Origin of the sequence: Streptomyces sp. NPDC006385, assembly GCF_040612485.1 — a bacterium.
In the GTDB taxonomy this organism is placed as follows: Bacteria; Actinomycetota; Actinomycetes; order Streptomycetales; family Streptomycetaceae; genus Streptomyces.
In genome coordinates this window covers 59,035-83,318 of sequence record NZ_JBEXQG010000037.1, presented here as the reverse complement: position 1 = coordinate 83,318, position 24,284 = coordinate 59,035, and the positions used below count along the sequence as shown (strand labels likewise).

Below are 24,284 nucleotides of genomic sequence, written 5' to 3'. Positions count from 1 at the left end.
GCGGCTGAAAACGCCGCCCACCGCAACGCCGCTCCAGGGGCGCGGGGAACTGCGCGACCAGCCCCCGCAAGGCCGCACCCGTGTACACGAGGCCGCACCCGCGTACGACCGCGATACGACCCGCCCCGCCCGGGTTACTAGGCGGACACCTCCGACCGGTCCCCACCCCACAGCGTGTGGAACGAGCCCTCCCGGTCGGTCCGCCGATACGTGTGCGCCCCGAAGAAGTCCCGCTGTCCCTGCGTGAGCGCCGCGGGCAGCCGCTCGGCACGCAGGGCGTCGTAGTACGCGAGGGCCGCCGCGAAGCCCGGCGTCGGTACGCCCTGCCGGGTCGCCGCGATCAGCACCTCACGCCAGTCGTCCTGCGCGGCCGCGATCTCCTGCGCGAACGTCTCGTCCGAGAGGAGACTCGGCAGGTCGGGCCGGGCGTCGTACGCCGCGCGGATGCGGTCCAGGAACGCCGCGCGGATGATGCACCCGCCGCGCCAGATCGAGGCGACCCGGCCCAGGTCGATGTCCCAGTCGTACTCCGCGCGCGCCGCGTCGATCTCGTGGAAGCCCTGCGTGTACGACACGATCTTCGACGCGTACAGCGCCTGCTCCACCCGGTCGGCGAACGCCCCGGCCTCCGACGCGCTCAGCGGCGACGCCTTCGGTCCCGCCAGCCCCCGCGAAGCGGCCCGCAGCGCCGCGTGCCCGGACAGGGAGCGGGCGAAGACCGCCTCCGCGATCCCGGACACCGGCACACCCAGGTCCAGCGCGATCTGCACGGTCCACCGCCCCGTGCCCTTCTGCTCGGCCTGGTCGACCACCACGTCCACGAACGGCTTGCCCGTCGCCGCGTCCACGTGCGACAGCACCTCGGCCGTGATCTCGATCAGGTAGGAGTCCAGACGGCCGGTGTTCCAGGTCCGGAAGATCTCCGCGATCTGCGCCGGCTCGTACCCGGCGACATCGCGCAGCAACTGGTACGCCTCGCCGATGAGCTGCATGTCGGCGTACTCGATGCCGTTGTGCACCATCTTCACGAAGTGCCCGGCGCCGTCCGGTCCCACATGGGTCACGCAGGGCGCGCCGTCCGCCGCCTTCGCCGAGATCTTCTCCAGCATCGGGCCCAGCGAGTCGTACGACTCCCGCGGGCCGCCCGGCATGATGCTCGGCCCGTGCAGCGCGCCCTCCTCGCCGCCGGAGACGCCCATGCCGACGAAGTGGATGCCCTGCTCGCGCAGCTCCCGCTCCCGGCGCCGGGTGTCCGCGAAGTGCGCGTTGCCGCCGTCGATGATCATGTCGCCGGGCTCGAGCAGCGGCGCGAACTCCTGGATCACCGCGTCGGTCGGCTCACCGGCCTTCACCATGATGACCAGCCGCCGAGGGCGCTCCAGCGCCGCCACGAACTCCTTCGCGGTCTCGGCCGCGACGAACTCGCCCTCGCTCCCGAACTCCTCCACCAGCGCGCGCATACGCGCCGGCGTCCGGTTGTGCACCGCGACCGTGTAGCCGTTGCGGGCGAAGTTGCGGGCGAGGTTGCGGCCCATGACCGCCAGACCCGTGACGCCGATCTGCGCCGAAGTGCTCATGCGTTGGCTCCTAGTGACCTCGATATATCAGCGGTGCCGGTCATGCCCGCCAGTGGTGCCCCACCGTCCATCCTGACGTGCCGGTACTCCGACCGCACATCCGGGGTGGCGCGATGTCGCGCAGGCAGATACGCACGGAAGGCCCCACCGCACTCAGCCGTACCGGGTGGCGGACAACGCCCGCCGGTTCCCCGCCACTTGGCGTGAACAGGCGGCTGAATCGCTGTCTTGTCATGGCCTGTTCGCAGCGCTTACTTTTGCCCCTCCTGACGCATGTCATTGGGGGGCTCCGACATGGCCGTACGCGGCCGGCACCGCCGGTACCAGCCGAACAGGATCAACCGCGCCTCACTCACCGTCACCGCGGGCGGCGCCGGAATGGCGCTCCCGTTCATCGGCACCGGCGCCGCGCAGGCGGCCGACCTGGACACCTGGAACAAGGTGGCCGCGTGCGAGTCGAGCAGCAGGTGGCACGTCAACACCGGCAACGGCTACTACGGCGGGCTCCAGTTCGCCCAGTCGACGTGGGAGGCGTACGGCGGCGCGCGCTACGCGGGACGGGCGGACCTGGCCACCAAGGACCAGCAGATCGCCGTGGCGGAGAAGGTGCTGGACGGGCAGGGTCCCGACGCCTGGCCGGTGTGCTCGGCACGGGCCGGGCTGACCCGGGGCGGGGACACACCCGACATTCACCCCGCCGGCGCGACGACGAATACGAGGAAGACGAAGAAGACCTCGGTCCAGGACGTCCAGCCGCAGACCACGCCCCAGTCGCGGGCGGGCAGGACCGAGATGTACACCGTCGTCCAGGGCGACACCCTCTCGGGGATCGCGGAGACACAGAAGGTCAAGGGCGGTTGGCGGGGCCTGTACGCCGCGAACCGGAAGGCCATCGGATCGGACCCCGACCTGATCCTGCCGGGGCAGCGGCTGGCGCTGCGCGGCAAGGCCGCCACCACGGCGGACGAGGCGGCGTCCCGGACGACCTCCACCACCCCCAAGTCCCCGCCCGGGAAGACCTCTTCGGAACGGCAGGCGGAGAAGCGGGAACAGGCCACGACGACCGGCCGCACGCTGGTCGCGCCGGTCGGCGCTCCCGCCGGCACGCCGTACCGCAAGGCCGGTCCCTCCTGGTCGAAGGGCTACCACACCGGCGTCGACTTCCCCGTCCCGACCGGTACGTCCGTGAAGTCCGTCGCGGCAGGTCAGGTGGTCAGCGCCGGGTGGGGCGGCTCCTTCGGCTACGAGGTGGTGATCCGGCACACCGACGGCCGCTACACCCAGTACGCCCACCTCTCGGCCATCTCCGTGAAGACCGGGCAGTCGGTGGGGGCCGGCCAGCGCATCGGCCGCTCGGGGTCCACGGGCAACAGCTCGGGCCCGCATCTGCACTTCGAGGTGCGGACGGGGCCCGGCTTCGGCGCGGACATCGACCCGGTGGCGTACCTCCGGGCCGGTGGCGTCAGGATCTGACCCGCGTGCGGTGCCGGTCGAGGACGGGCGTCGGGACGTACGGGCCGCCGTAGAAGGGGCCGTAGAGGTTCCGGAGCTCGCCCTCGGGATGCTGCGGACCGCCGTCCTCGTACCCGCCCTCCGCGACCTCGGCCGGAATGAGGATGCCCTCGATCCTGTCCGGTACGAGGATCTCCTCGCGCCGGATCGTTCCTGCCTGCTCCGGAAGCCCGGGCAGCAGCTCCCCGGCGCGCACCGCGGTCCGCTCCGCCCCGGGCAGGGCTGCCACGGCCTGCGCCTCGGGCAGCGCCGCCGTGGCCTCCGCCTCCGTACGCGCGATCCGCTCCGTCGTCAGCAGGATCAGGCCACCCGCCGCCACCACGCCACAGCCCAGGGCCAGCACGGTGCCGGTGGTGCCGTACCGGAAGGTCTCGCCGAACAGCGTGATGCCGACCGCGGCCGCCACCACCGGGTTCACGACCGTCAGCGTGGCCAGCGGCGCCGCGAGTCCCGCGCCCCGGTAGGCGGCCTGGGACAGCAGCAGACCGGCCGTGGCGAAGACGCCTATCGTGCCGAGGGCCGGCAGGTCGGCCGCCGACACCCCGCCGTTCCAGTCGACCGCGACGATCTTCGTGAACACCGAGGACATGCCGAAGGCTATGCCGGCGGCCGTCGCGAGCAGCGTGCTGCGCACCGCCGGATGCCGGTGCGCCGCCCGGCCCGCGACCATCAGCGCCACGACCATGCCGCCCGTCACCACGGCCACGACCACGCGTTCCGCCGTGGCCAGCGACTGCGACTCGGCGGCGCCGACCAGGGACAGCAGTCCGGCGAGACCCACGGTCGCCATGATCGCGCCCCGCCAGGCCGTCGCCCCGGCCCCGCGGCCCACGAACAGCGCCGCCATCGGCAGCGCGAACACGATCGTCAGCGCGCCGAGCGGCTGCACCAGACTCAGCGGACCGAAGGCCAGCGCCACCACGTGCAGCAGACCGCCGAGGCCGTTCAGCGCGACCGCCGCCCACCAGCCCGGCCGGCGCATCGGCGCGAACTGCCGACCCGGGGTGGACACCGCGACACGCTCCTGCACGATCGCCCCGCCCGCGTACGCGACGGCGGAGACGAGCGACAGGAGCACGGACAACGCGAGGGCGCTCATGAGCTGCTCCTCTGCGGGAGGCGGGGGCGGTGACCCCGGTGCGGCGATCGGTCGGCTCTCATGACCGACACGATGCCTCGAAAAGGACTTCCCGTCGTCGTACCAGAGCACGCACTGTGTCGTACTGCCGATGGAGTACGACGGCGGCGGCGTCATCCCCAAGGCTGGTGGCCCTGGGGGAGACCCTCAGGTGAGAACCCCGAGGCGCCCTGGTACTACTGCACTTCGTGGACCTCGACCCCTCTCTCGCCGCGCTCCGGCCGCTGGGCGGCTTCTTCGTGCTCCGCACGGCAGGGGAAGCCCTTCGACCACTGCCGACCCTGGCGCAGGCGTACACGGAACAGCCGTCGGACGCCTCCGGCGGCGCCCTGACGTCCCGCGTCCGGAAAGTCGCGCACGCCCTGCGCGCCCCCGAGGCGCGGATCGCCGCCTCCGTGGCCCAGCAAGGGCTCGCGGCCCGGCTGTGGTCCGTCACGCTCGGCTGCGCCGCCCTCTACGGCCGCATCCCCGACCTCGACCCCCGACTGCTGCGCTGGGACCCCGACGCGGGCGCCCCCGACGACCTCCGGCTCACCGAGGTGCGCCCCCTGCCCGCGGACCCGGCGACCCTCGCGCACGTCGTCCTGCACGGCCACCTCGAACCGCTGACCGCCGCCCTGCACGCTCGGTACCGCGTCGCCACCGGCCTGCTGTGGGGCAACGCCGCGTCCGCGCTCGCGGGCGCCGCCCGGCAACTGGACCGGTGGGCGCACGCGAACGGCCGTACGGACACCGCCCCCCGCACCCGCGCCCTGACCGCCGAACTCCTGGGCCACCCCCTCCTCGCCGGCACCGGCACCCTCACCGAAACCGCCTTCCGGCGTCGCAACTGCTGCCTCTACTACCGTGTGCCGGGCGGCGGCGTATGTGGTGACTGTTGCTTCCCACGGCCCCCGCGCTCTTCCCCACGCGCCCCGTCTGAGTGACCATGAAAGGGCAACCAGCCGTCGAGCACAGGGGGTTCCGGGTGCGAGTGGGACTGCTGACCCGGGAGTACCCGCCGGACGTGTACGGCGGCGCGGGTGTCCATGTCGAGTTCCTCGCCCGGGAGTTGCGGGACCTCGTCGACCTGGAGGTGCACTGCTGGGGCGAGGGCCGCGGAGTGGGCGTGCAGCGCCACCGCCCCTGGTCCGCGCTCGACACCGCCAACGACGCGCTGCGCACCTTCTCCGTCGACCTCGCCATGGCAGCGGGCCTCCAGGGCCGTGAACTCGTCCACTCGCACACCTGGTACGCCAACCTCGCCGGCCACCTCGGCAAGCTCCTGTACGGCATCCCGCATGTGATGACCGCCCATTCCCTGGAGCCCCTGCGCCCCTGGAAGGCCGAGCAGCTCGGCGGCGGATACGCCCTCTCCAGCTGGGCCGAGCGCGCCGCGATCGAGGCGGCCGACGCGGTGGTCGCCGTCTCCGGGGCCATGCGCGAGGACATCCTCGGCTGCTATCCGGCGCTGGACCCGGACCGGGTCCACGTCGTGCACAACGGCATCGACACCACCCTCTACCGGCCCGACCACGGCACCGACGTCCTGCGCCGCTTCGGCCTCGACGCCGACCGCCCGTACGTGCTGTTCGTCGGCCGCATCACCCGCCAGAAGGGTGTGCCCCATCTGCTGCGCGCGGTACGGGACATCGACCCGGCCGCTCAGGTCGTGCTGTGCGCCGGCGCCCCCGACACCCCCGAGATCGACCAGGAGTTCCGCGACCTCTACCAGGAGCTGAGCCGCGTCCGCGAGGGCGTGCACTGGATCCCGCAGATGCTGCCGCGCCCGGAGGTGATCCAACTCCTCACGCACGCCGCCGTGTTCGCCTGCCCTTCGGTGTACGAACCCCTCGGCATCGTCAACCTGGAGGCGATGGCCTGTGGAACTCCCGTCGTGGCCTCACGGGTCGGCGGCATTCCCGAGGTCGTCGACGACGGCGAGACGGGCCTGCTGGTCCCGCTGGACGACGACTTCGAGGCATTCGAGGCAGCACTCGCGCGGGCCCTGGACTCGGTGATCGGCGACCCGGAGACCGCCCGCCGGATGGGCGAGGCCGGACGGGAGCGCGCGGTGGCGGAGTTCGGCTGGGACGCGGTGGCGCGGCGGACCGTCCGGCTCTACGAGGAGATCCTCAAACAGGCTTAGCGCGCGCTGCACAGGGGCAGGCTGGGATCAACCACGGTGAGGGGAGCGGCCATGCGTCGTGGCGGACCTTCGGTGCTCGGAATCGTACTGGCGGGCGGAGAAGGCAAACGCCTGATGCCCCTGACCGCGGACCGCGCGAAACCCGCGGTCACCTTCGGAGGAACGTATCGCCTGGTCGACTTCGTCCTCTCCAACCTCGTCAACGCCGACATCCTGCGCATCTGCGTCCTCACGCAGTACAAGTCGCACTCGCTGGACCGGCACATCACGACGACGTGGCGCATGTCCAGCCTGCTCGGCAACTACGTCACACCGGTCCCGGCGCAGCAGCGTCTCGGCCCGCGCTGGTACCTGGGCAGCGCGGACGCCATCCTGCAGTCCCTGAACCTCGTCTACGACGAACGCCCCGAGTACGTCGCGGTGTTCGGCGCCGACCACGTGTACCGCATGGACCCCCGCCAGATGCTCGCCCAGCACATCGAGAGCGGCGCGGGCGTCACGGTGGCGGGCATACGCGTCCCGCGGGGCGAGTCGTCGTCCTTCGGCGTGATCAGCCCCGGCTCGGACGGCCAGAGCGTGGAGCGCTTCCTGGAGAAGCCCGCCGACCCGCCCGGTCTCCCGGACGACCCGGGGTGCGTGTTCGCCTCCATGGGCAACTACATCTTCACCACCAAGGCCCTCATCGAGGCGCTCCAGCGGGACGCCGAGGACGAGAACTCCGTGCACGACATGGGTGGTTCGATCCTGCCCCAGCTCACCGACCGGGGCGAGGCCCAGCTGTACGACTTCAGCGCCAACCACGTCCCCGGCGAGACCAACCGCGACCGGGGCTACTGGCGGGACGTCGGCACCCTGGACGCCTACTACGACGCCCACATGGACCTCATCGCCGAGCGTCCCGCCTTCAACCTCTACAACCGCCAGTGGCCCATCTACACGCACTCCAACCAGCTCTCCCCGGCCCGCTTCAACGCGGGCGGCATCGCCGGCGAGTCCATCGTCAGCGCCGGCTGCCTGATCCGTGGGCAGGTCACGCGGTCCGTGCTCTCGCCGGGCGTGGTGGTCGACCCGGGGGCCGTGGTGCAGGGGGCGGTGCTGCACGACAACGTGCGCATAGGGCGGGGCGCGGTGGTGCGGGGAGCCGTGCTGGACAAGAACGTCGAGGTACCCCCGGGCGCGACGATCGGCGTCAACCCGGAGCGGGACGCGGACTTGTACACCGTCTCCAAGGGCGGGGTGATCGCGCTGGGGAAGGGGCAGTTGGTTTCGTAGCGGCCCCGGGGAGCGAGAGCAGACGCATATCGGTGCCGGCCGACTGGCGTATCGGCTCCGGCAAGCGCCTGAAGCCGGACTTCGGCGGTGTCGACTGGCGGGCCGAGGTGTACGTCAACGGCACCGCGTCGGCGTGCGCGACCCGACCGACGCGGCGAACGGCGGGAACCCCCCCCGCTCGGCAAAGCAGCGCCTGGACCCGAGCGGCATCCGGTACACCCCGTCCTCCGGCATCTGGCAACCGGTGTGGCTGGAGCCGGTCGCCTCCGACCATGTGGACGGGCTCAAGCTCACGCCGGACCTCGGCGTCGGCACTCTGACCGTCCCCGACCCGCCTCTGTGGTCACCCGACGACCCCAAGCACATCAAGGTCGAGCCGGACCGCTGGCTCTACTGGGCCGACCGGCTCGGCCTCGCGGTGCCCGGCCACGCCTGGTCGGTGCAGGTCTCGGAGGTCGAGGGTGAGCTGAACGGGCTGCTGACCTACGACCGCGCCGTGCTGAAACCGGACGCGGCACGGCTCGAAGCCGCGCACGAGGTACTCATCCGTGACGCCTCCCGGGTGACACCCACGGGATGCCCGGCGCCGCAACCTGTGCTGGAGTGACCTCATATGCACCATGAGTCCCGCCCCTTTCGCGAGGGGCGGGACTTAATCTGCTGTTAACTGAGCGTAGCTTGATCGTACTTGACCGTAATCGCCCCAGGGCGATTGACTGCTGATCCACCCGTCGTCGACGCGAGGCAAGCCATTGACTTCTGACCTGCTCGCACCTCTCGACCTGGCGTTCTGGAACATCGAGTCCGCCGAACACCCCATGCACCTCGGCGCGCTCGGCGTGTTCACGGCGCACTCGCCCACCGCCGGCGCCCACGCGGCCGACCTGCTCGCCGCCCGCGCCGCCGCCGTGCCGGGGCTGCGGATGCGCATCCGCGACGCATGGCAGCCGCGGGGCCTGCTGCGGCCGTTCTCCTTCGGCGGCGCCACCCGCGAGCCCGCTGACGACTTCGACCCGCTCGACCACGTCCGGCTGCACGCCCCGACCGCCGACTTCCAGGCGGCGGCGGGCCGGCTCATGGAGCGACCCCTGGAGCGGGGCCGGCCGCCGTGGGAGGCGCATGTGCTGCCGGGCGAGGACGGTGTGTCGTTCGCGGTGCTGTTCAAGTTCCACCACGCCCTGGCCGACGGACTGCGGGCGCTGACGCTGGCCGCCGCCGTCCTGGACCCCATGGACCTGCCCGCCCGCAAGCCCCGCCCCGAGGAGCCCCGGGCTGGTCGCCTGCCCGATGTGCGCAAGCTGCCGGACGTGCTGCGCGGCACCCTGTCCGACGTGGGCCGGGCCCTCGACATCGGCGCTTCCGTCGCCGTCTCCACCCTGGGCGTGCGTTCGTCGTCCGCGCTGACCGCCGAGCCGAGCGGCACCCGCCGCACCGCCGGGGTCGTCGTCGACATCGACGACGTGCACGTGATCCGCAAGGCCGTCGGCGGCACGGTCAACGACGTCCTCATCGCGGTCGTCGCGGGCGCCCTGCGCCGCTGGCTCGACGAGCGAGGAGACGGCAGCGCGGGCGTCGCGCCGCGCGCGCTGATCCCCGTCTCCAGGCGCCGCCCGCGCACCGCCCACCCACAGGGCAACCGGCTCTCCGGCTATTTGATACGGCTCCCGGTCGACGACCCCGACCCGCTGCGCCGCCTCGCCGCGGTCCGTACGGCGATGGACCGCAACAAGGACGCCGGTCCCCACCGGGGCGCGGGCGCCGTCGCCCTGCTCGCCGACCACGTCCCCGCGCTCGGCCACCGGCTCGGCGGACCGCTGGTCGGCCAGGCCGCCCGGCTCTGGTTCGACATCCTGGTCACCAGCGTGCCGCTGCCGGGCATCGCCCTGAAGCTCGGCGGCCACGCCGTCACCGAGGTCTACCCCTTCGCCCCGCTGGCCCGCGGCCAGTCCCTGGCGATCGCGATCTCGACGTACCGCGGACGCGTCCACTACGGCCTCGTCGCCGACGCCAAGGCCGTACCGGACCTCGACGTGCTCGCCGAGGCCGTGTCCGAGGAGGTGGAGACCCTCATCACGGCCTGCGGTCCTTGACCCCGGCGGATTTTGGCGGACCGGCCCGGCGCTCCGTAGAATTCCCCGTTCGAAAGCGGGCGCGACCGGAGCGCCGCGGGTGATCAGGGAACGGCAGCGGCGATGACGGTGACAGAGGACGGCTCGGCGACGCTCACGGACGACGTCGTGCGCGAGCCCGGTGACGAGGTCCAGTACGGCCCCGGCATCGACCCCGAGCGGCTCGCCGTCTGCCTCAGCGTGCTCGAGGAACTCGACAAGCTCGAGGTGGACCACCCGGACGCGATCGCCGTGCGCCGGGCCACCGCCGGCGTCTACCGCACCGTCAAGCAGCGCCGCCGCCAGGAGCGCCGGGCCGCCAAGACCGCCCACGACAAGGCGGTCACGGAGGCCACGGCGACCGGTTCCGCCCAGCGCATCGACGACGAGACCGAGGGTCTGCTGCCGTCGTCGGCCACGCAGGAGGGCAGGGTCGCGGGGATACTCCAGCGCCCGCGCTCCTGCTACACCTGCAAGACCCGGTACGTGGAGGTCGACTACTTCTACCACCAGCTCTGTCCCGACTGCGCCCGCGTGAACCGCGCCAAGCGCGACGCCCGCGCCGACCTCGCCGGCAAGCGCGCCCTGCTCACCGGCGGCCGCGCCAAGATCGGCATGTACATCGCGCTCAGGCTGCTGCGCGACGGCGCGCACACGACGATCACCACGCGCTTCCCGAAGGACGCCATCCGCCGCTTCAAGGCGATGGACGACTCGGCGGACTGGATGCACCGCCTGGAGGTCGTCGGCATCGACCTGCGCGACCCGGCTCAGGCCGTGGCCCTGGCCGACCAGGTCGCCGAGGCGGGCCCGCTGGACATCCTGATCAACAACGCGACGCAGACCGTGCGCCGCCTGCCCTCCGCCTACGCCGCCCTGGTCGACGGCGAGAGCGCCCCGCTCCCCGCCGGTGAGCTCCCCGCCCACCACGTCATCGGCGCCTTCAACTCCGGCGCGGTCGACGGCCTGGCCGCGCTGCCCCTCGGCACCAGCGGCCTCGACGCCCAGAAGGTCGCCGACCTCGCCCTGGTCGCGGGCAACGCCAGCGTCGAGCGGCACCTCGACGGCACCGCCATCGACGCCGGCGGCCTCGTCCCCGACGTCGTCGACACCAACACCTGGGTGCAGACCATCGAGCAGATCTCCCCGGTGGAGCTGCTGGAGACCCAGCTGTGCAACTACACGGCGCCGTTCATCCTGATCAGCAAGCTCCGGCCGGTCATGGCCGACGCCGCGAAGAAGGCGGCGAGCGGACGCGCGTACGTCGTGAACGTCTCGGCGATGGAAGGCGTCTTCGGCCGCGGCTACAAGGGCGCGGGCCACCCGAACACGAACGCCGCCAAGGCCGCGATGAACATGGTCACGCGCACCAGCGCCCAGGAGATGTTCCAGACCGACGGCATCCTCATGACCTCCGTCGACACCGGCTGGATCACGGACGAGCGCCCCCACTACGACAAGCTGCGCCTGGCCGAGGCCGGGTTCCACGCGCCGCTCGACCTGGTGGACGGTGCGGCTCGGGTCTACGACCCGATCGTGCGGGGCGAGGCGGGGGAGGACCTGTACGGGGTCTTCATGAAGGACTACGCGCCGGGTAAGTGGTAGGCAGCGCTTGGTCGCGTCCGCGCGGCGCCCCTAGGGGGCTGTCGGACCGCGCGACTGCAGGCGCTCGTGCACCGCGTATCCCGTTGCCGGCCGTGCCGCTCGCACCCGCGTCCCCCCGTCCACCAACAGGTCCGCCCCGGTCACCCACTCCGCCGCGTCCGACGCCAGCCACACCACCGCCCGCGCCACGTCCTCGGGTTCCCCGATCCGCCCCAGTGGCAGCCCGGCCGCGACCTGTTCCTCGCCGGGCTCCCACACGAACCGGGCCATCTCGGTGCGGACCAGCCCGGGCGAGACCGAGTTGACCCGTACCTTCGGGGCCAGCTCGCCCGCGAGCTGCTGGGTCAGATGGGCGAGGGCGGCCTTGCTGGTGCCGTACGCGCCGATGTGGGGGCCGACATGACCCGCGCCCTCCGTGCAGACGTTGACCACCGCGCCGCCGTGCTCGCGCATCCAGGCCCGCCAGGCGTACTGCACGAGCCGCAGCGGCGCCTCGACGTTCACCGTGAACGCCTCACGCCAGGCGGGCGGATCGACGTCCATGAGGGGGCCGTACGGCAGATTGGTCGCCGCGTTGTTCACGAGGATGTCGATCCGGCCGAACTCGCGCACAGTGAGGTCGACTACCTCCCGCAGATGCTCCGGGTCGGCCACGCTGCCCGCCGCCCCGACGCCACCCAGCTCGGCGGCCGTCCGCCGCACTTCGTCGGCGTCCCGCGCGGTCACGCACACCCGCGCTCCGGCGGCGGCCAGCCGCCGGGCGACCGCGTGCCCGATGCCGCGCGTGGCGCCCGTGACGACGGCGGCGCTGCCCTGAAGTCCGTACAACGACGTCATCGCCGTACGGTCTCATGACAGGTCGTCAGTCGGCAGCCCCGAGCGGCGAGTTCCGCGCCGCCACCAGCTCCAGCACCGTGCGCCAGTCCTCCAGCACCCCGGCGTCGAACTCGGCGCCGAGGCCCTCCTCGTCGGCCTGGCGCAGGCGCAGCAGGTCGTCGTCGGCCGGCTCGGGGGCCCGGCAGTGGTCCCGCACGAGGCGGGAGACCCTCTCGCCGAGGAGAGGGCGCACCGCGTCCGCCGCGCAGTCGCAGTGGCGGGTCGCGTCGCCCGGGCGCAGCAGCGGGCCGATGGCATGAACGAGCCCCGCGACCTGGAGCTCCTTGTCGGCGGGGCGGACGCGGCGCAGCAGCGCGGCGGTCCGCAGGGCGTGTTGGTGCAGATCGACTCGGGTGCCGCCAGGGCCCGGGCGGTACCTGGTGCCCCGGCAGGCGTACAGCAGATCCATCAGCTCCTCGACACTGCGCAGCTCCATGCGTCAGTCCTCCCGCCGGACAGGCCGTTGCCGCCCGCCAGCAGACCATGGTCGCCTTGCGAATCGGCCAACGGGACTTGAACTGCGCGGCGCGCTCGATCCACGGGTGGCCGGAACGATGATGTTGACCCGTACGAGTGACTTATGTATCAGGGTATTTCGGGATAAAACAGTGCATAGCGGGTGCCGGAGTACCGCTTGATTTCGGATAGTTACCGTTTGTTTGCAGCCCCATCGAGCGGGTACCCGCTCATTTGGTTAATCTGTAGCGGACGGACAGCACTACAGGGTCCCAACCCACACCCACGGTCCGTCCCGGGACAAGCCGGTGCACAACGGCCTGCTCTCACACCAGTTACCGGCGCCACCGCGTCCGAGCCGACTTTGAGTAAGACCCGAGCGGGCGTCAGGTACCGGACCGCAGACTGGCCGGCCCGCCCCGAGGGTGATCCGACACATAAGGAGTGCGCGGTGACACCTGAGAAGACGAATCGCGAGCAGCGCCCCAAGGAACGCACGGAGCGCGCGGGTCGCCGGTCCAAGGAGATCGGCAGTCTCGATGTGTGGGCCAGGTCCGCCCCCATCCGCCTGGCGGGCTACGAGGATGACCTCGCCGAGCCCCACATCCTGCCCAGCGTCGACTGACGGGGCAGAACCCTTCGCGATCGCCGTCGCATGGGCGTGCGAGACTCACGCCCATGCTGATCAGAGAAGCCGCGGCCGGTGACTGGCCGCGGATTTGGTCTTTCTGGCACCGGATCGTCGCCGCCGGCGAGACCTACACCTGGGACCCGGACACCTCCGAGGACGCCGCCCGGGCGCTGTGGATGAGCCCGCTCAAACGCGTCTACGTGGTCGAGGACGACGCCGGACTCGTCGTCGCCTCCGCCTATGTCACCCCCAACTACGGCGGCCCCGCCACCCGAATCGCCAACGCCGGCTTCATGGTCGACCCCGACCACGGCGGCCGCGGCATCGGCCGCGCCCTCGCCGCACACGTCCTGGCCGAGGCCAAGGCCGACGGTTACCGGGGCATGGTCTTCAACGCCGTCGTCGAGACCAATCCGGCCGTAAACCTGTGGACCTCCCTCGGCTTCACGATCCTCGGCACGGTCCCGGACGCGTACGACCATCCCAGGCACGGTCTGGTGGGTCTGCACATCATGTACAAGGCGCTTTAGCCGCCGCTGATCCCTTCTACGTTAGGCGCTTGCCTAAACGATTTAGGCAAATGCATACTCGCTTATGGCAACAAGCGGGTGAGCGGACGAGCGGGAGGACGGCTGTGGCACGCGTAGGGCTGACCGCGAAGCGCCTGGTCCGGGCGGGCGCCGAGCTGGCCGACGAGGTCGGCTTCGAGCGGGTGACCGTGTCGGAGCTCGCCCGGCGGTTCGACGTCAAGGTCGCGAGCCTGTACTCGCATGTGAAGAACTCCCAGGACCTCAAGACGCGGATCGCCCTGTTCGCGCTGGAGGAACTGGCCGACCGGGCCGCCGACGCCGTGGCCGGGCGGGCCGGCAAGGACGCCCTGGTCGCCTTCGCGAACGTCTACCGCGACTACGGCCGCCGGCATCCCGGCCGTGCCGCCGCCGCCCGGATGCGACTCGACCCCGAGGCGGCGGCCGCCAGTGCGGGCGTCCGGCACGCGCAGATGACCCGCGCGATCCTGCGCGGCTACGACCTCACGGAGCCGGACGCGACCCACGCCGTACGGCTGCTGGGCAGCGTCTTCCACGGCTACGCCAGCCTGGAGACGGCCGGCGGCTTCAGTCACAGCGCCCCCGACTCCGAGGAGTCCTGGACCCGGATCCTGGACGCCCTCGATGCCCTGCTGAGCAACTGGCCCACCGGGCCCACGCTTTGATCGCCAGGCCGAGGACAAGGACGCGGAGGACATGGACACCGAGTACGACTGGATCAGCACGCCCCTCACCGCCGGCCTGCTGCGCGGCGCCCTCGACGTCGAGCACACCGGACACGGCCTGCTGCCGCACCGGCTGCCCGCCCGGGCACGCGCCCAGAACACCGACGAGCAGCTGGCCATGGCCGAGTCACAGCCCTCCGGCGTACGCCTGGCCTTCCGTACCCGGGCCACCGCGCTCGAACTGGACACGCTGCCCACCAAGCGCACCTATGTAGGAGCTCCGCCCCGCCCGCACGGCGTGTACGACCTGGTCGTCGACGGCGGTCTCGTGGGGCAGGGCAGCGTGACCGACGGCAATGTGGTGATCGTCGACATGGCCGCCGGCACCGCCGAGCACCGGCCCGGCAAGCCCGGCACCCTCCGCTTCACCGGGCTGCCCGACGCGGAGAAGGATGTCGAGATCTGGCTGCCGCACAACGAGACCACCGAACTGATCGCGCTGCGCACAGACGCCCCCGTCGAGCCCGCGCGGGATCCGGGCCGCCGGGTGTGGCTGCACCACGGCAGTTCGATCAGCCACGGCTCCGACGCCGCGAGCCCCACCGGCATCTGGCCCGCGCTCGCCGCCACGCTCGGCGGCGTGGAGCTGATCAACCTGGGCCTGGCCGGGAGCGCCCTGCTCGACCCGTTCACCGCGCGCGCCCTGCGCGACACCCCCGCCGACCTCATCAGCGTCAAGATCGGCATCAATCTGGTCAACCTGGACCTGATGCGAGTGCGCGCCTTCGGTCCCGCGGTCCACGGCTTCCTCGACACCGTCCGGGAAGGACACCCGACGACACCGCTGCTGGTCGTGTCGCCCATCTTGTGCCCGATCCACGAGGACACGCCCGGCCCGTGTGCTCCGGACCTCAGCGGCCTGCGCGAGGGGCGGCTGCGGTTCGTGGCCATGGGCGACCCGGCGGAGAGCGCGAGCGGGAAGCTGACGTTGAGGATCATCCGGGACGAGTTGTCCCGGATCGTGCGGCAGCGGGCGGCCGACGACCCGCACCTGCACCACCTGGACGGCCGCGACCTCTACGGCGAGGCCGACGCCGCCGAACTCCCCCTGCCCGACGATCTCCACCCGGACGCCGACACCCACCGCCGCATCGGCGAACGCTTCGCCCGGCTGGCGTTCGCCGCCGACGGCCCGTTCGCCGGCACACCGGGCGAGCCGCGGCCGGAACCGCGGCGTGCCCCGAGCAGATGATCGGGGACGTGAGCGCACGACACCGCGACGACCGGCTGCCGCGGTCACAGCGGCGCACTACACGCCCGGCGCGATCGAGTACTACGACGACTGCGCCTGCTCCAGCGGCGCCGTCCGCTGCCACGGCCGCAGCCTCTCGATCTGCTCCGCCAGGCCCAGCAGCTCCGCCTCCGCGCCGGGGCGCCCCACCAGTTGGACGGCGCAGGGAGCGCCGGAGGGGAGCGTGCCGAACGGGATCGACATGGCGGGCCAGCCGGTGAGGTTCCACGGCGGGGTCAGCGGCGAGTAGGCGGTGTTCGCCATGATGTTGCGCAGCCAGCCCCGCTCGTGCCAGGGCTCCGACCTGGGCGAGCGGCGGGCGAGGGCCGGGGTGAGCAGTACGTCGTGCTCGGCGAAGAACGGCTCCAGACGCCGGCGCAGGGCCTCCCGGCTCGCGCCGCCCCGCGCCCGGGAGACGAAGCGCCTGCCGACAGCGGCGTGGACCCGGGTACGGCGGTCGAGCTGCCGGGGGTCGAGGCCCCGCGCGTCCACGGCCGTGCCCGCCGTCCAGTGGGTCAGCGCGGTGACGCCCAGCGACATCGGGTACGGCGGGTCGGCACGCCGTACCTGGTGACCGGCCTTGATGAGCAGCCCGGCGGCCTCGCGTACGGCGGTCGCGTACGGCTTGCCGATGGTGACCCCGGCGAGTGGGCTGCGCAGGGACACGGCGATCCGGTACGTGCCGGACGCGGCCGGCGGTGCGACCTCCGCGTCGGCGAGGACCGACAGCATCAGTCGGGCGTCCTCGACCGTGGTGGCCAGCGGGCCGTTCTCCGACATGCCGAACCAGTCGCCGTCGCCGACGCCGGCCGGGACCACGCCGGTGCCGGGCTTGATGGTGACCAGGCCGCAGTTGGCGGCCGGGATGCGCAGGGAGCCCATGCCGTCGTTGCCGAGGGCGATCGGCACCATGCCCGCGGCGACCGCCGCCGCGCTGCCGCCCGACGAACCGCCCGCCGTGCGCGAGGTGTCCCACGGGTTGCGGGCGGTGCCGTGCACGCCCTCCGTGGTGCCGAAGACACACAGCTCCGGCACGTTGGTCAGTCCCACGACCACCGCGCCGGCGGCCCGCAGCCGGGCCACGGTGACGTGGTCGTGGTCGGCCGGGGCGTCCGGTGTCGCCGCGGAGCCGACGCGGTTGGACTCGCCGCGCACCGCGAGATTGTCCTTGACCGCGACCGGCACGCCGGCCAGGGGCAGTTCGGCAAGGTCGGAGCGCGAGCCGACCTCGTCGGCCTCGGCGAGCGCCGCCTCGGCGCGGACCAGGCGGAACGCGCCGACGCGGCCGTCGAGGCGCTCGATGCGGGTCAGGTGCTCGGCCACCACCTCACGGGGCGTGGCCTGCTTCTCGCGTACGGCGGCGGCGATCTCGGCGGCGGTCCGGCCGACCCAGCTGGTCACGGGCGCTCCTCAGGGCTTACTCGCGAGTATGTAGGAGCACTCTGCCGGGTGGCGGGCCCGGAGTCGAGAGGACGCTCGGCTCGAACAGCCGGACGGGGGTGACCCGCGCCGGGACGATCGGCGCGAGCCGGCTCCTGCCGCCGGCGGACCTTCGCGTCAGCGTGGCCCGGCGCGGTGGTACCGCTCGGCCAGTCGTGCCAGGGCGACCGCGCCGAGCAGCAGGCCGAAGTCGCGCAGCGCGATGTCGTAGTAGTCGGGAATGCTCAGCAGGTTGATGATGATCCCCGCGAGCCAGCCGGCCACCAGCCAGCCCCCGAAGCGCGGTGCCACGGCGACGACCAGGCCGACGACGATCTCGATCACGCCGACGGCGTACATGGCGCCCTGCGCGCTGCCCGGGACGATGTCGTCGATCCACGGGGCGAGGTAGCCCGGCCAGTCGACCAGCAGATTGGCGAACTTGTCCAGCCCGAACAGCACCGGTGCGACGGTGAACCCCACGCGCAGGATCCAGAACGCCTGGTAGCCGGGGTCGGAGGTGAGGCCCCGCCGTGGGGCGACGGGGGCGGAGGATGCGGATGCGGATGGGGACGACATGATGCCCTCCTTCTATAACCAACTCCTGTTGTCGATAGAAGCCCATCGCGGCTCTATAGTCAATGGGCGTGGGTTTTACACTGGTGGGCGTGGACCACGCGAAGGACGCACCCCGCGACGACCTCTCCGCCCTCGCGGCGCTGGAGGAACCGACGCGCCGCCGGCTGTACGAGCACGTGGCGCGCCGTACCGACCCCGTGGGCCGGGACGAGGCCGCCCAGGCCCTGGGGCTGGCGCGGCAGACGGCGGCGTTCCATCTGGACCGACTGGCCGCCGAGGGCCTGCTGGACGTCGTCTACGAGCGGCGCAGCGGGCGAACGGGACCGGGTGCCGGACGGCCGGCCAAGCTGTACCGGCGCTCGGACCGGGAGGTCCGCGTGAGCCTGCCCGAGCGGCGCTACGAGCTGGCCGGGCGACTGCTGGCCCAGGCGGTGGAGGAGTCCGACGCCACGGGGGAACCGGTCCGCACGGTGCTGCACCGCAAGGCGGCCGGGCTCGGCGAGTGGCTGGGCGGCCGATCGGCGGCCGGTGTCGTGGACCTGCTGGAGCGGTACGGCTTCGAGCCGCGCAGGGAAGGGGACACCGTCGTCCTCGGCAACTGCCCCTTCCACGCGCTGGCGCGGGAGCACACCGAGACGGTGTGCGGGATGAACCTGCACCTGCTGCGCGGGGCGCTCACCACCTCGGGCGACACCTGCTTCGAGGCACGCCTCGCGCCGGCGCCGGGCCGGTGCTGTGTCGTGCTGGAACCGGCCTCCTGAGTCCGTCCCGGCGATCGGGCACGGCTGTTCAGGCGGTGCGGGCCGCTGGCGGGTGACCGACGACGGCAGCGGGGACGTGGTGGTGCGCTTCCACGAGGCGCACGGCGGCCGGGCACGGGCCACGCTGACGGCGGACTTCGAGGTCGCGGACGTCACGGCGACGGACCTGCTGGAGCGCCCGCTGCCCGAGACGCCGGCGCACGACGGGCGTCGCGTCGCCCTGCGGCCGCGGCCTTTCGAACGGGTGACGCCGTGGCTGCGACGGGCCTCGTCGCACGGACGGGTTACGGCGGCGGCGCGTCGTCGTGGAACGGGGCACCAACTGCCGTCACACTCAAGGTGGTTGGCGTCCCATTCGCGCCTCGGAGGCACTCTTGAAGCTCGTCACGCGCGCGCAGCTCGGCTGGCCCGCATCCGCCGCACCCACACAGACCTCGGCCAAGGGTGTGAAGGTCCACTACGCGGGCGCGCCGGTCAGCGTGAAACTCCTCGACGACCACGGCCTGTGCGTCGCCCAGTGGAAGGCGATCCGCAAGGACCACCTGGCCGACGAGAAGGAGAACTACTCCGACATCGCCTACAACTACGGGGCCTGCCCGCACGGTCATCTCCTGGAGGGACGCGGCCTCGACAGGCGCACCGGGGCGAACGGCAACCAGGAGCTCAACCGCGCCCACTACGCGATCTGCGGCCTGGTCGGCTCCGAGGGGCTCACCGAGCCGACGGACGCGATGCTGGGCGCGATCCGCGACGGCATCGAGTTGCTGCGCCGCCACGGCGCCGGCAAGGAGATCAAAGGACACAGGGACGGCTTCGCCACGAAGTGCCCCGGAACGCACCTGTACGCATGGGTGCGGAAGGGAGCCCCGCGTCCGGGTGGTCCGCCGACCGTGCCGGGCCCGCGGCCGGTGGTCGACCTGTCCAAGGTGATCGCCGCGGCCCTGAACGACCCGGACAAGGCGGGCACACCGGTGTCGTACGCGGGCGTGCGGACCGTGGAGAAGGCGCTCGTCGCGGAGGGCCTCCTGGACGCCGGGTACGCGGACGGCCACTTCGGCGGGGCGACCGTCAAGGCGTACTCCGCCTGGCAGCACCGGTGCGGCTTCACCGGCGCGGACGCCAACGGCATCCCCGGTCAGGCGTCGCTGGACCGGCTCGGCGAACGCCACGGCTTCGACGTACGACCGTAGGACCCGGACCCGGACCCGGCTGCGGCTTGGAGGGGAGGGTCAGCCGCCCAGCTGCGCCCGCAGCCACTCCTCCACCTCGCCCACGTGCGCGGCCGCCGCGGCGCGGGCCGCGTCCGGATCGCGGGCGACCAGGGCGCGGTGGATCGCGGCGTGTTCGCGGCGGGTGCGGGCGAAGGCGTCCTCCTCCTGGTAGCCGCGCCAGACGCGGGCGCGGAACGTGCGGGAGGACAGGCCCTCCAGGATCGCGGCCATCGTCTCGTTGCCGGCGGCGGCCGCGATCTCGCGGTGGAAGGCCAGGTCGTGGGCGAGGATCTCCTCCGGGTCGTCGGTGGCGTTCATCGCCGCGAGATGCTTCTCCACCTCCGCCAGTCGGTCCGGCGTGATGCGCGCCGCCGCCAGGGCCGTCGCCGTGGACTCCAGGACGCGGCGCACCTCCAGCAGCTCCACCAGCCGCGGTCCCCTGGACAGATCGGCCACGACGCCGAACGTCTCCAGCAGGTCGCCGGCTTCGAGCTGGGTGACATAGATGCCCGAACCGTGCCGGGCCTCCAGCACCCCGAGCACCGTCAGTGCGCGGATCGCCTCGCGCATCGAGCTGCGGGAGATGCCGAGTCGGGCCGCCAGATCGCGCTCGGTCGGCAGCCGCTGGCCCGGCTCCAGCCGCCCCTCGGCGATCATCGCCTTGACCGCCTCGATGGCGCGCTGCGGCGCGGTGCCCTTCTGTGGGGCTGTCTCGGCTTCCACGCCGTTCCTCCCGTCGCGAGGCACCTCGGGGGCGCCTGGTGAGCGGCAGTGTAATCACCAGGTTGGTCGGACCACTATGGCTGGAAACGGCGAGAATCTGCCTGCGGAGGGTGTTGTACCGGCGAAGTGGTCTGATAAATATGCGGACATCTGCTCGAACCAGGTGCTCGAACACGCTCGATGAGGAGCCGCCAGATGCCCGGCACGACAGCGCGGAAGCAGAACAGGTCACGGATGGTCAGGGCGGCGGCCGCGGTCGCCGGCGCCTCGCTCGCGCTCGCCGCGTGCGGCAGCACCAAGGACACCGGCGCCGCGAGCGCGGAAGGCGGCGGCAGCGGCGAGGTCGGGGTGATCCTGCCCCTGCTGACCTCGCCGTTCTGGCAGTCGTACAACGACTACGTGCCGAAGATGGCCGAGTCCGAAGGCGTCGACGCCCTCAAGACGGTCAACTCCAACAGCGACCCCTCCCAGCAGATCACCGACATCAACAACCAGCTCAACCAGGGCGTACGAGGGCTGGTCGTCGCCCCGCTGGACAGCGCCGCCATCGAGGCCGGCCTGGACCAGGCCGAACGCAAGGGCGTCCCGGTCGTCGCGGTCGACGTGGCCCCGGACAAGGGCAAGGTCGCGATGGTGGTGCGCGCCAACAACGTGGCGTACGGCGAGAAGGCCTGCGACTACCTCGGCAAGCACGTCACCAGCGGCAAGGTCGTGCAGATCATGGGCGACCTCGCCTCCGTCAACGGCCGCGACCGCTCCGAGGCGTTCCGCACCTGCGTGAAGAAGAACTTCCCCAAGCTGAAGGTCCTGGAGATACCGGCCAAGTGGGAGTCCGACACCGCGGCCTCCAAGCTGGACACCCTCCTGAACGCCAACCCGGACATCGAGGGCATCTACCTGCAGGCGGGCGGCGTCTACCTCGCACCGACCCTCCAGACCCTGAAGTCCAAGGGGATGCTGAAGAAGGCCGGGCAGCCGGGGCACATCACCATCGTCTCCAACGACGGCATCCCGCAGGAGTACGACGCCATCCGCAAGGGCGAGATCGACGCGACCGTCTCCCAGCCCGCCGACCTGTACGCCAAGTACGGCATGTACTACATCAAGGCCGCGATGGAGGGGAAGACCTTCCAGCCCGGCCCCACCGACCACGGCTCGACCATCGTCAAGCTGCCCAGCGGCATCCTCGAGGACCAGCTGCCCGCGCCCTTGGTCACCAAGGACAACGTCGACGACCCCGAGCTCTGGGGCAACACGGTCACATGACGACGCCACTCGTTCAGGCGCGGGACATCGTCAAGCGCTACGGCCCCACCACCGCCCTCGCCGACGGCCGGCTCACCGTCCTGCCCGGCGAGTCCCACGCCCTCGTCGGCCGCAACGGCGCCGGCAAGTCGACCCTGGTCAACATCCTCACCGGACTCCAGGCCGCCGACGAGGGCGAGGTCCGCTTCGACGGCGAACCCGCGCCCCCGCTCGCCGACCGTGACGCCTGGCGCCGCAGAGTCGCCTGCGTCTACCAGAAGCCCACGGTCGTCCCCGAGCTGACGGTCGCCGAGAACCTCTTCATCAACCGGCAGCCTCTCCGGCGCGGCTTCATCAGCTGGCGCAGGCTACGGACCGAGGCCGCCGCACTCCTCGCCACCTGGGACGTGCACGTCGACCCCGAGGCCCGCACCGCCGACCTCAAGGTCGAGGACCGTCACATGGTGGAGATCGCCCGCGCGTTGAGCTTCGGCGCCCGCTTCATCATCCTCGACGAGCCCACCGCCCAGCTCGACAACCGCGAGATCGAGCGGCTGTTCACGCGCATGCGGGCACTGCAGGACTCCGGCGTGACCTTCCTGTTCATCTCGCACCACCTCCAGGAGGTCTACGAGGTCTGCCAGACCGTCACGGTCCTGCGCGACGCCCGCTGGATCACCACGGCCCCGGTCGCCGAACTCCCGCGCCGGGCCCTGGTGGAGGCCATGGCGGGGGAGTCCATCGAGGTCATCGCCGAACAGGCCGTGGACCCCGGGGACGTCGACCACGACGCCCCCGTCCTCCTCGAAACCCGCGGGCTCACCTCACCGTCGTACGAGGACATCGACCTCAGCGTCCGCCGCGGCGAGGTCGTCGGGCTCGCCGGGATCAGCGGCAGCGGCAAGGTGGAGCTGGCCGAGTCCTTCGCGGGGCTGTACACCCCGACGAGCGGGACCGCGCACCTGGCCGGCGAGCGGCTGCCGTTCGGCGATGTGCGTGCGGCGCTCGACGCGGGCGTCGCCTGTGTGCCACGCGACCGGCACGACCAGGGCCTGGTCGCCGGCATGACCATCGGTGACAACGCCACCATGAGCGTCCTCGACCGGCTCGGCCGCTTCGGGTTCGTCGGCACCGAACGCAGGCGCGGCTTCGCCACCGCCCTCATCGAACGCCTCGACATCCACACCGAGGGCCCCGACCAGCCCGTCTCCGACCTGTCCGGCGGCAACGCGCAGAAAGTCGTCATGGCCCGGGCCCTCGCCTCCGACCCCCGCCTGCTCGTGCTGATCAACCCCACCGCGGGCGTCGACGTGAAGTCCAAGGAGTCCCTGCTGGCCCGCGTGGACAGCGCCCGCGAGGACGGCATCGCCGTGCTCGTCGTCTCCGACGAACTCGACGACCTGCGCCGCTGCGACCGCGTCCTCGTCCTGTTCCACGGCCGTGTCGTCGCCGAGCACCCGGCGGGCTGGCGCGACCACGAGCTGATCGCCTCCATCGAAGGAGTGGACCATGGCTGACACCAAGGCCCCACCGGCTACGCCCGTCAAGGTCCCCGATCCGCGCGCGGCCAGGACGGTCCTGCTCCGCCGCGCCCGCGAACTCGCCCTCGTGCCGGCGTTGCTGGTCCTCATGGTGCTCGGCGCCGTGGTCAACGACTCGTTCCTCACCGAGCGCAACCTGATCTCCATCCTCGGCGCCTCCGCCGCCCTCGCGATGGTCGTGCTGGCCGAGTCGCTCGTCCTCATCACCGGCAAGTTCGACCTGTCCCTCGAATCGGTCGTCGGCATCGCGCCGGCCGTCGGAGCGCTCCTCGTCCTGCCTGTCGCGAGCTCCGGCTGGGGCACCGAACTCCCGGCCGCACTCGCGCTGTCGGCGGTCCTCGTGGTCGGCGCCGCCGTCGGAGCCTTCAACGGCATCCTGGTCGTGAAGTTCAAGCTCAACGCGTTCATCGTGACGCTCGCGATGCTGATCGTCCTGCGCGGACTGCTGGTCGGCGCCACCAAGGGCAAGACGCTGTTCGGGATGCCTGACAGCTTCTACTCCCTCGCCACGACCACCTTCCTGACCATCCCCATGTCGGTGTGGCTCGCGGCGGCGGCCTTCGCGATCGCCGGGTTCGTGCTCAGGTACCACCGCATCGGGCGCGCGCTGTACGCCATCGGCGGCAACGCGGACGCCGCCCGCGCGGCCGGCATCCGGGTCGAGCGCGTGATGCTCGGCGTGTTCGTCGTGGCGGGCGCGCTCGCGGCGGTCGGCGGGATCATCCAGACCGGCTACGTCGGGGCGATCAGCGCCAACCAGGGCAACAACATGATCTTCACCGTGTTCGCGGCCGCGGTGATCGGCGGCATCAGCCTGGACGGCGGCAAAGGCACCATGTTCGGCGCCCTGACCGGCGTGCTCCTCCTCGGCGTCGTCCAGAACCTGCTCACCCTCGCCCAGGTCCCGTCCTTCTGGATCCAGGCCATCTACGGCGGAATCATCCTGGTCGCCCTCATGATCGCCCGCGTGACGACGGGCCGGGCCCAGGACTGACCCC

General features: G+C 72.0%; 22 protein-coding genes and 2 pseudogenes. 17 read left to right on the top strand and 7 right to left on the bottom strand.

Annotated elements, in window-relative coordinates:
• Window positions 1–137 precede the first annotated feature (137 nt).
• Window positions 138–1,577, bottom strand: a complete 1,440-nt coding sequence (gene gndA, locus ABZ078_RS26025; protein ID WP_356578949.1) for an NADP-dependent phosphogluconate dehydrogenase — start codon at window positions 1,575–1,577, stop codon at window positions 138–140.
• A gap of 294 nt (window positions 1,578–1,871) precedes the next feature.
• Between gndA and ABZ078_RS26020 the strand changes: the two genes are divergently transcribed.
• Window positions 1,872–3,050: a transglycosylase family protein gene (locus ABZ078_RS26020; protein WP_356578947.1), complete on the top strand. Its 1,179-nt coding sequence runs from the start codon at window positions 1,872–1,874 to the stop codon at window positions 3,048–3,050.
• Here the strand turns inward: ABZ078_RS26020 and ABZ078_RS26015 are convergent.
• Complete coding sequence (locus ABZ078_RS26015; protein WP_356578945.1) at window positions 3,040–4,188, bottom strand: DMT family transporter; 1,149 nt, start codon at window positions 4,186–4,188, stop codon at window positions 3,040–3,042. The genes ABZ078_RS26020 and ABZ078_RS26015 overlap by 11 nt on opposite strands.
• Before the next feature lie 227 nt (window positions 4,189–4,415).
• Between ABZ078_RS26015 and ABZ078_RS26010 the strand changes: the two genes are divergently transcribed.
• The 6 genes and pseudogenes from ABZ078_RS26010 (at window position 4,416) to ABZ078_RS25985 (ending at window position 11,340) form a co-directional block, all read left to right on the top strand.
• On the top strand, window positions 4,416–5,153 hold the full coding sequence (locus ABZ078_RS26010) for a (2Fe-2S)-binding protein (RefSeq protein ID WP_356578943.1): 738 nt from the start codon (window positions 4,416–4,418) through the stop codon (window positions 5,151–5,153).
• A gap of 41 nt (window positions 5,154–5,194) precedes the next feature.
• On the top strand, window positions 5,195–6,355 hold the full coding sequence (gene glgA / locus ABZ078_RS26005; RefSeq protein WP_356578941.1) for a glycogen synthase: 1,161 nt from the start codon (window positions 5,195–5,197) through the stop codon (window positions 6,353–6,355).
• A gap of 51 nt (window positions 6,356–6,406) precedes the next feature.
• Complete coding sequence (glgC, locus tag ABZ078_RS26000; RefSeq protein ID WP_356578939.1) at window positions 6,407–7,627, top strand: glucose-1-phosphate adenylyltransferase; 1,221 nt, start codon at window positions 6,407–6,409, stop codon at window positions 7,625–7,627.
• Between the two features lie 29 nt (window positions 7,628–7,656).
• Window positions 7,657–8,234: pseudogene (locus ABZ078_RS25995) on the top strand (hypothetical protein); the annotation flags it as partial.
• A 145-nt stretch (window positions 8,235–8,379) separates the two neighbouring features.
• Entirely contained in the window at window positions 8,380–9,717 is a 1,338-nt protein-coding gene (locus tag ABZ078_RS25990) for a wax ester/triacylglycerol synthase family O-acyltransferase (RefSeq protein WP_356578937.1), read from the top strand.
• A 102-nt stretch (window positions 9,718–9,819) separates the two neighbouring features.
• Entirely contained in the window at window positions 9,820–11,340 is a 1,521-nt protein-coding gene (locus ABZ078_RS25985; RefSeq protein WP_356578935.1) for an SDR family NAD(P)-dependent oxidoreductase, read from the top strand.
• Window positions 11,341–11,370: 30 nt separating this feature from the next.
• Here the strand turns inward: ABZ078_RS25985 and ABZ078_RS25980 are convergent, their stop codons facing one another.
• Together ABZ078_RS25980 and ABZ078_RS25975 are read right to left on the bottom strand one after the other, a co-directional pair.
• The gene (locus ABZ078_RS25980; RefSeq protein WP_356578933.1) at window positions 11,371–12,177 is read right to left on the bottom strand and encodes an SDR family oxidoreductase; all 807 of its coding nucleotides are present in this window, start codon (window positions 12,175–12,177) and stop codon (window positions 11,371–11,373) included.
• Between the two features lie 25 nt (window positions 12,178–12,202).
• Window positions 12,203–12,652: a hypothetical protein gene (locus ABZ078_RS25975; RefSeq protein WP_356578931.1), complete on the bottom strand. Its 450-nt coding sequence runs from the start codon at window positions 12,650–12,652 to the stop codon at window positions 12,203–12,205.
• Between the two features lie 471 nt (window positions 12,653–13,123).
• Between ABZ078_RS25975 and ABZ078_RS25970 the strand changes: the two genes are divergently transcribed.
• The 4 genes from ABZ078_RS25970 to ABZ078_RS25955 all read left to right on the top strand — a co-directional run bounded on the left by ABZ078_RS25970 (window position 13,124) and on the right by ABZ078_RS25955 (window position 15,768).
• Window positions 13,124–13,297, top strand: coding sequence for a hypothetical protein (locus ABZ078_RS25970; protein ID WP_107086874.1), 174 nt, complete (start codon window positions 13,124–13,126; stop codon window positions 13,295–13,297).
• A gap of 53 nt (window positions 13,298–13,350) precedes the next feature.
• Window positions 13,351–13,833, top strand: coding sequence for a GNAT family N-acetyltransferase (locus tag ABZ078_RS25965; RefSeq protein ID WP_356578928.1), 483 nt, complete (start codon window positions 13,351–13,353; stop codon window positions 13,831–13,833).
• A 104-nt stretch (window positions 13,834–13,937) separates the two neighbouring features.
• On the top strand, window positions 13,938–14,516 hold the full coding sequence (locus ABZ078_RS25960; protein WP_356578926.1) for a TetR/AcrR family transcriptional regulator: 579 nt from the start codon (window positions 13,938–13,940) through the stop codon (window positions 14,514–14,516).
• Between the two features lie 31 nt (window positions 14,517–14,547).
• The gene (locus ABZ078_RS25955; RefSeq protein WP_356578924.1) at window positions 14,548–15,768 is read left to right on the top strand and encodes a GDSL-type esterase/lipase family protein; all 1,221 of its coding nucleotides are present in this window, start codon (window positions 14,548–14,550) and stop codon (window positions 15,766–15,768) included.
• Between the two features lie 81 nt (window positions 15,769–15,849).
• On the opposite strand, the gene ABZ078_RS25950 is transcribed toward ABZ078_RS25955, so the two are convergent.
• Complete coding sequence (locus tag ABZ078_RS25950) at window positions 15,850–17,208, bottom strand: amidase family protein (RefSeq protein ID WP_356578922.1); 1,359 nt, start codon at window positions 17,206–17,208, stop codon at window positions 15,850–15,852.
• Window positions 17,209–17,364: 156 nt separating this feature from the next.
• Window positions 17,365–17,805 (bottom strand): hypothetical protein, encoded by a 441-nt coding sequence (locus ABZ078_RS25945; RefSeq protein ID WP_356578920.1) that lies wholly within the window; start codon window positions 17,803–17,805, stop codon window positions 17,365–17,367.
• 62 nt (window positions 17,806–17,867) lie between these two features.
• On the opposite strand from ABZ078_RS25945, the gene ABZ078_RS25940 reads away from it, so the two are divergent.
• The 3 genes and pseudogenes from ABZ078_RS25940 (at window position 17,868) to ABZ078_RS25930 (ending at window position 19,756) form a co-directional block, all read left to right on the top strand.
• Window positions 17,868–18,566, top strand: a complete 699-nt coding sequence (locus tag ABZ078_RS25940; RefSeq protein WP_356578918.1) for a helix-turn-helix domain-containing protein — start codon at window positions 17,868–17,870, stop codon at window positions 18,564–18,566.
• Window positions 18,567–18,615: 49 nt separating this feature from the next.
• Window positions 18,616–18,834 (top strand): annotated as a pseudogene (locus tag ABZ078_RS25935) (glycosyl hydrolase-related protein); the annotation flags it as partial.
• Between the two features lie 106 nt (window positions 18,835–18,940).
• On the top strand, window positions 18,941–19,756 hold the full coding sequence (locus ABZ078_RS25930; RefSeq protein ID WP_356578916.1) for an N-acetylmuramoyl-L-alanine amidase: 816 nt from the start codon (window positions 18,941–18,943) through the stop codon (window positions 19,754–19,756).
• Between the two features lie 39 nt (window positions 19,757–19,795).
• Here ABZ078_RS25930 and ABZ078_RS25925 read toward each other — a convergent pair whose 3' ends face one another.
• Window positions 19,796–20,500 carry an FCD domain-containing protein gene (locus tag ABZ078_RS25925; RefSeq protein ID WP_356578914.1) on the bottom strand — a complete coding sequence of 235 codons (705 nt, stop codon included), beginning with the start codon at window positions 20,498–20,500 and terminating at the stop codon, window positions 19,796–19,798.
• A 195-nt stretch (window positions 20,501–20,695) separates the two neighbouring features.
• On the opposite strand from ABZ078_RS25925, the gene ABZ078_RS25920 reads away from it, so the two are divergent.
• Genes ABZ078_RS25920 through ABZ078_RS25910 form a run of 3 tightly spaced genes read left to right on the top strand, consistent with a single transcriptional unit; the run spans window position 20,696 to window position 24,280 of the window.
• Window positions 20,696–21,766 carry a sugar ABC transporter substrate-binding protein gene (locus ABZ078_RS25920; protein ID WP_356578913.1) on the top strand — a complete coding sequence of 357 codons (1,071 nt, stop codon included), beginning with the start codon at window positions 20,696–20,698 and terminating at the stop codon, window positions 21,764–21,766.
• Window positions 21,763–23,262, top strand: a complete 1,500-nt coding sequence (locus ABZ078_RS25915; RefSeq protein WP_356578911.1) for a sugar ABC transporter ATP-binding protein — start codon at window positions 21,763–21,765, stop codon at window positions 23,260–23,262. The genes ABZ078_RS25920 and ABZ078_RS25915 overlap by 4 nt, the downstream gene beginning before the upstream one ends.
• Window positions 23,255–24,280 carry an ABC transporter permease gene (locus ABZ078_RS25910; protein WP_356578909.1) on the top strand — a complete coding sequence of 342 codons (1,026 nt, stop codon included), beginning with the start codon at window positions 23,255–23,257 and terminating at the stop codon, window positions 24,278–24,280. Before ABZ078_RS25915 ends, ABZ078_RS25910 begins: the two co-directional genes overlap by 8 nt.
• Window positions 24,281–24,284 lie beyond the last annotated feature (4 nt).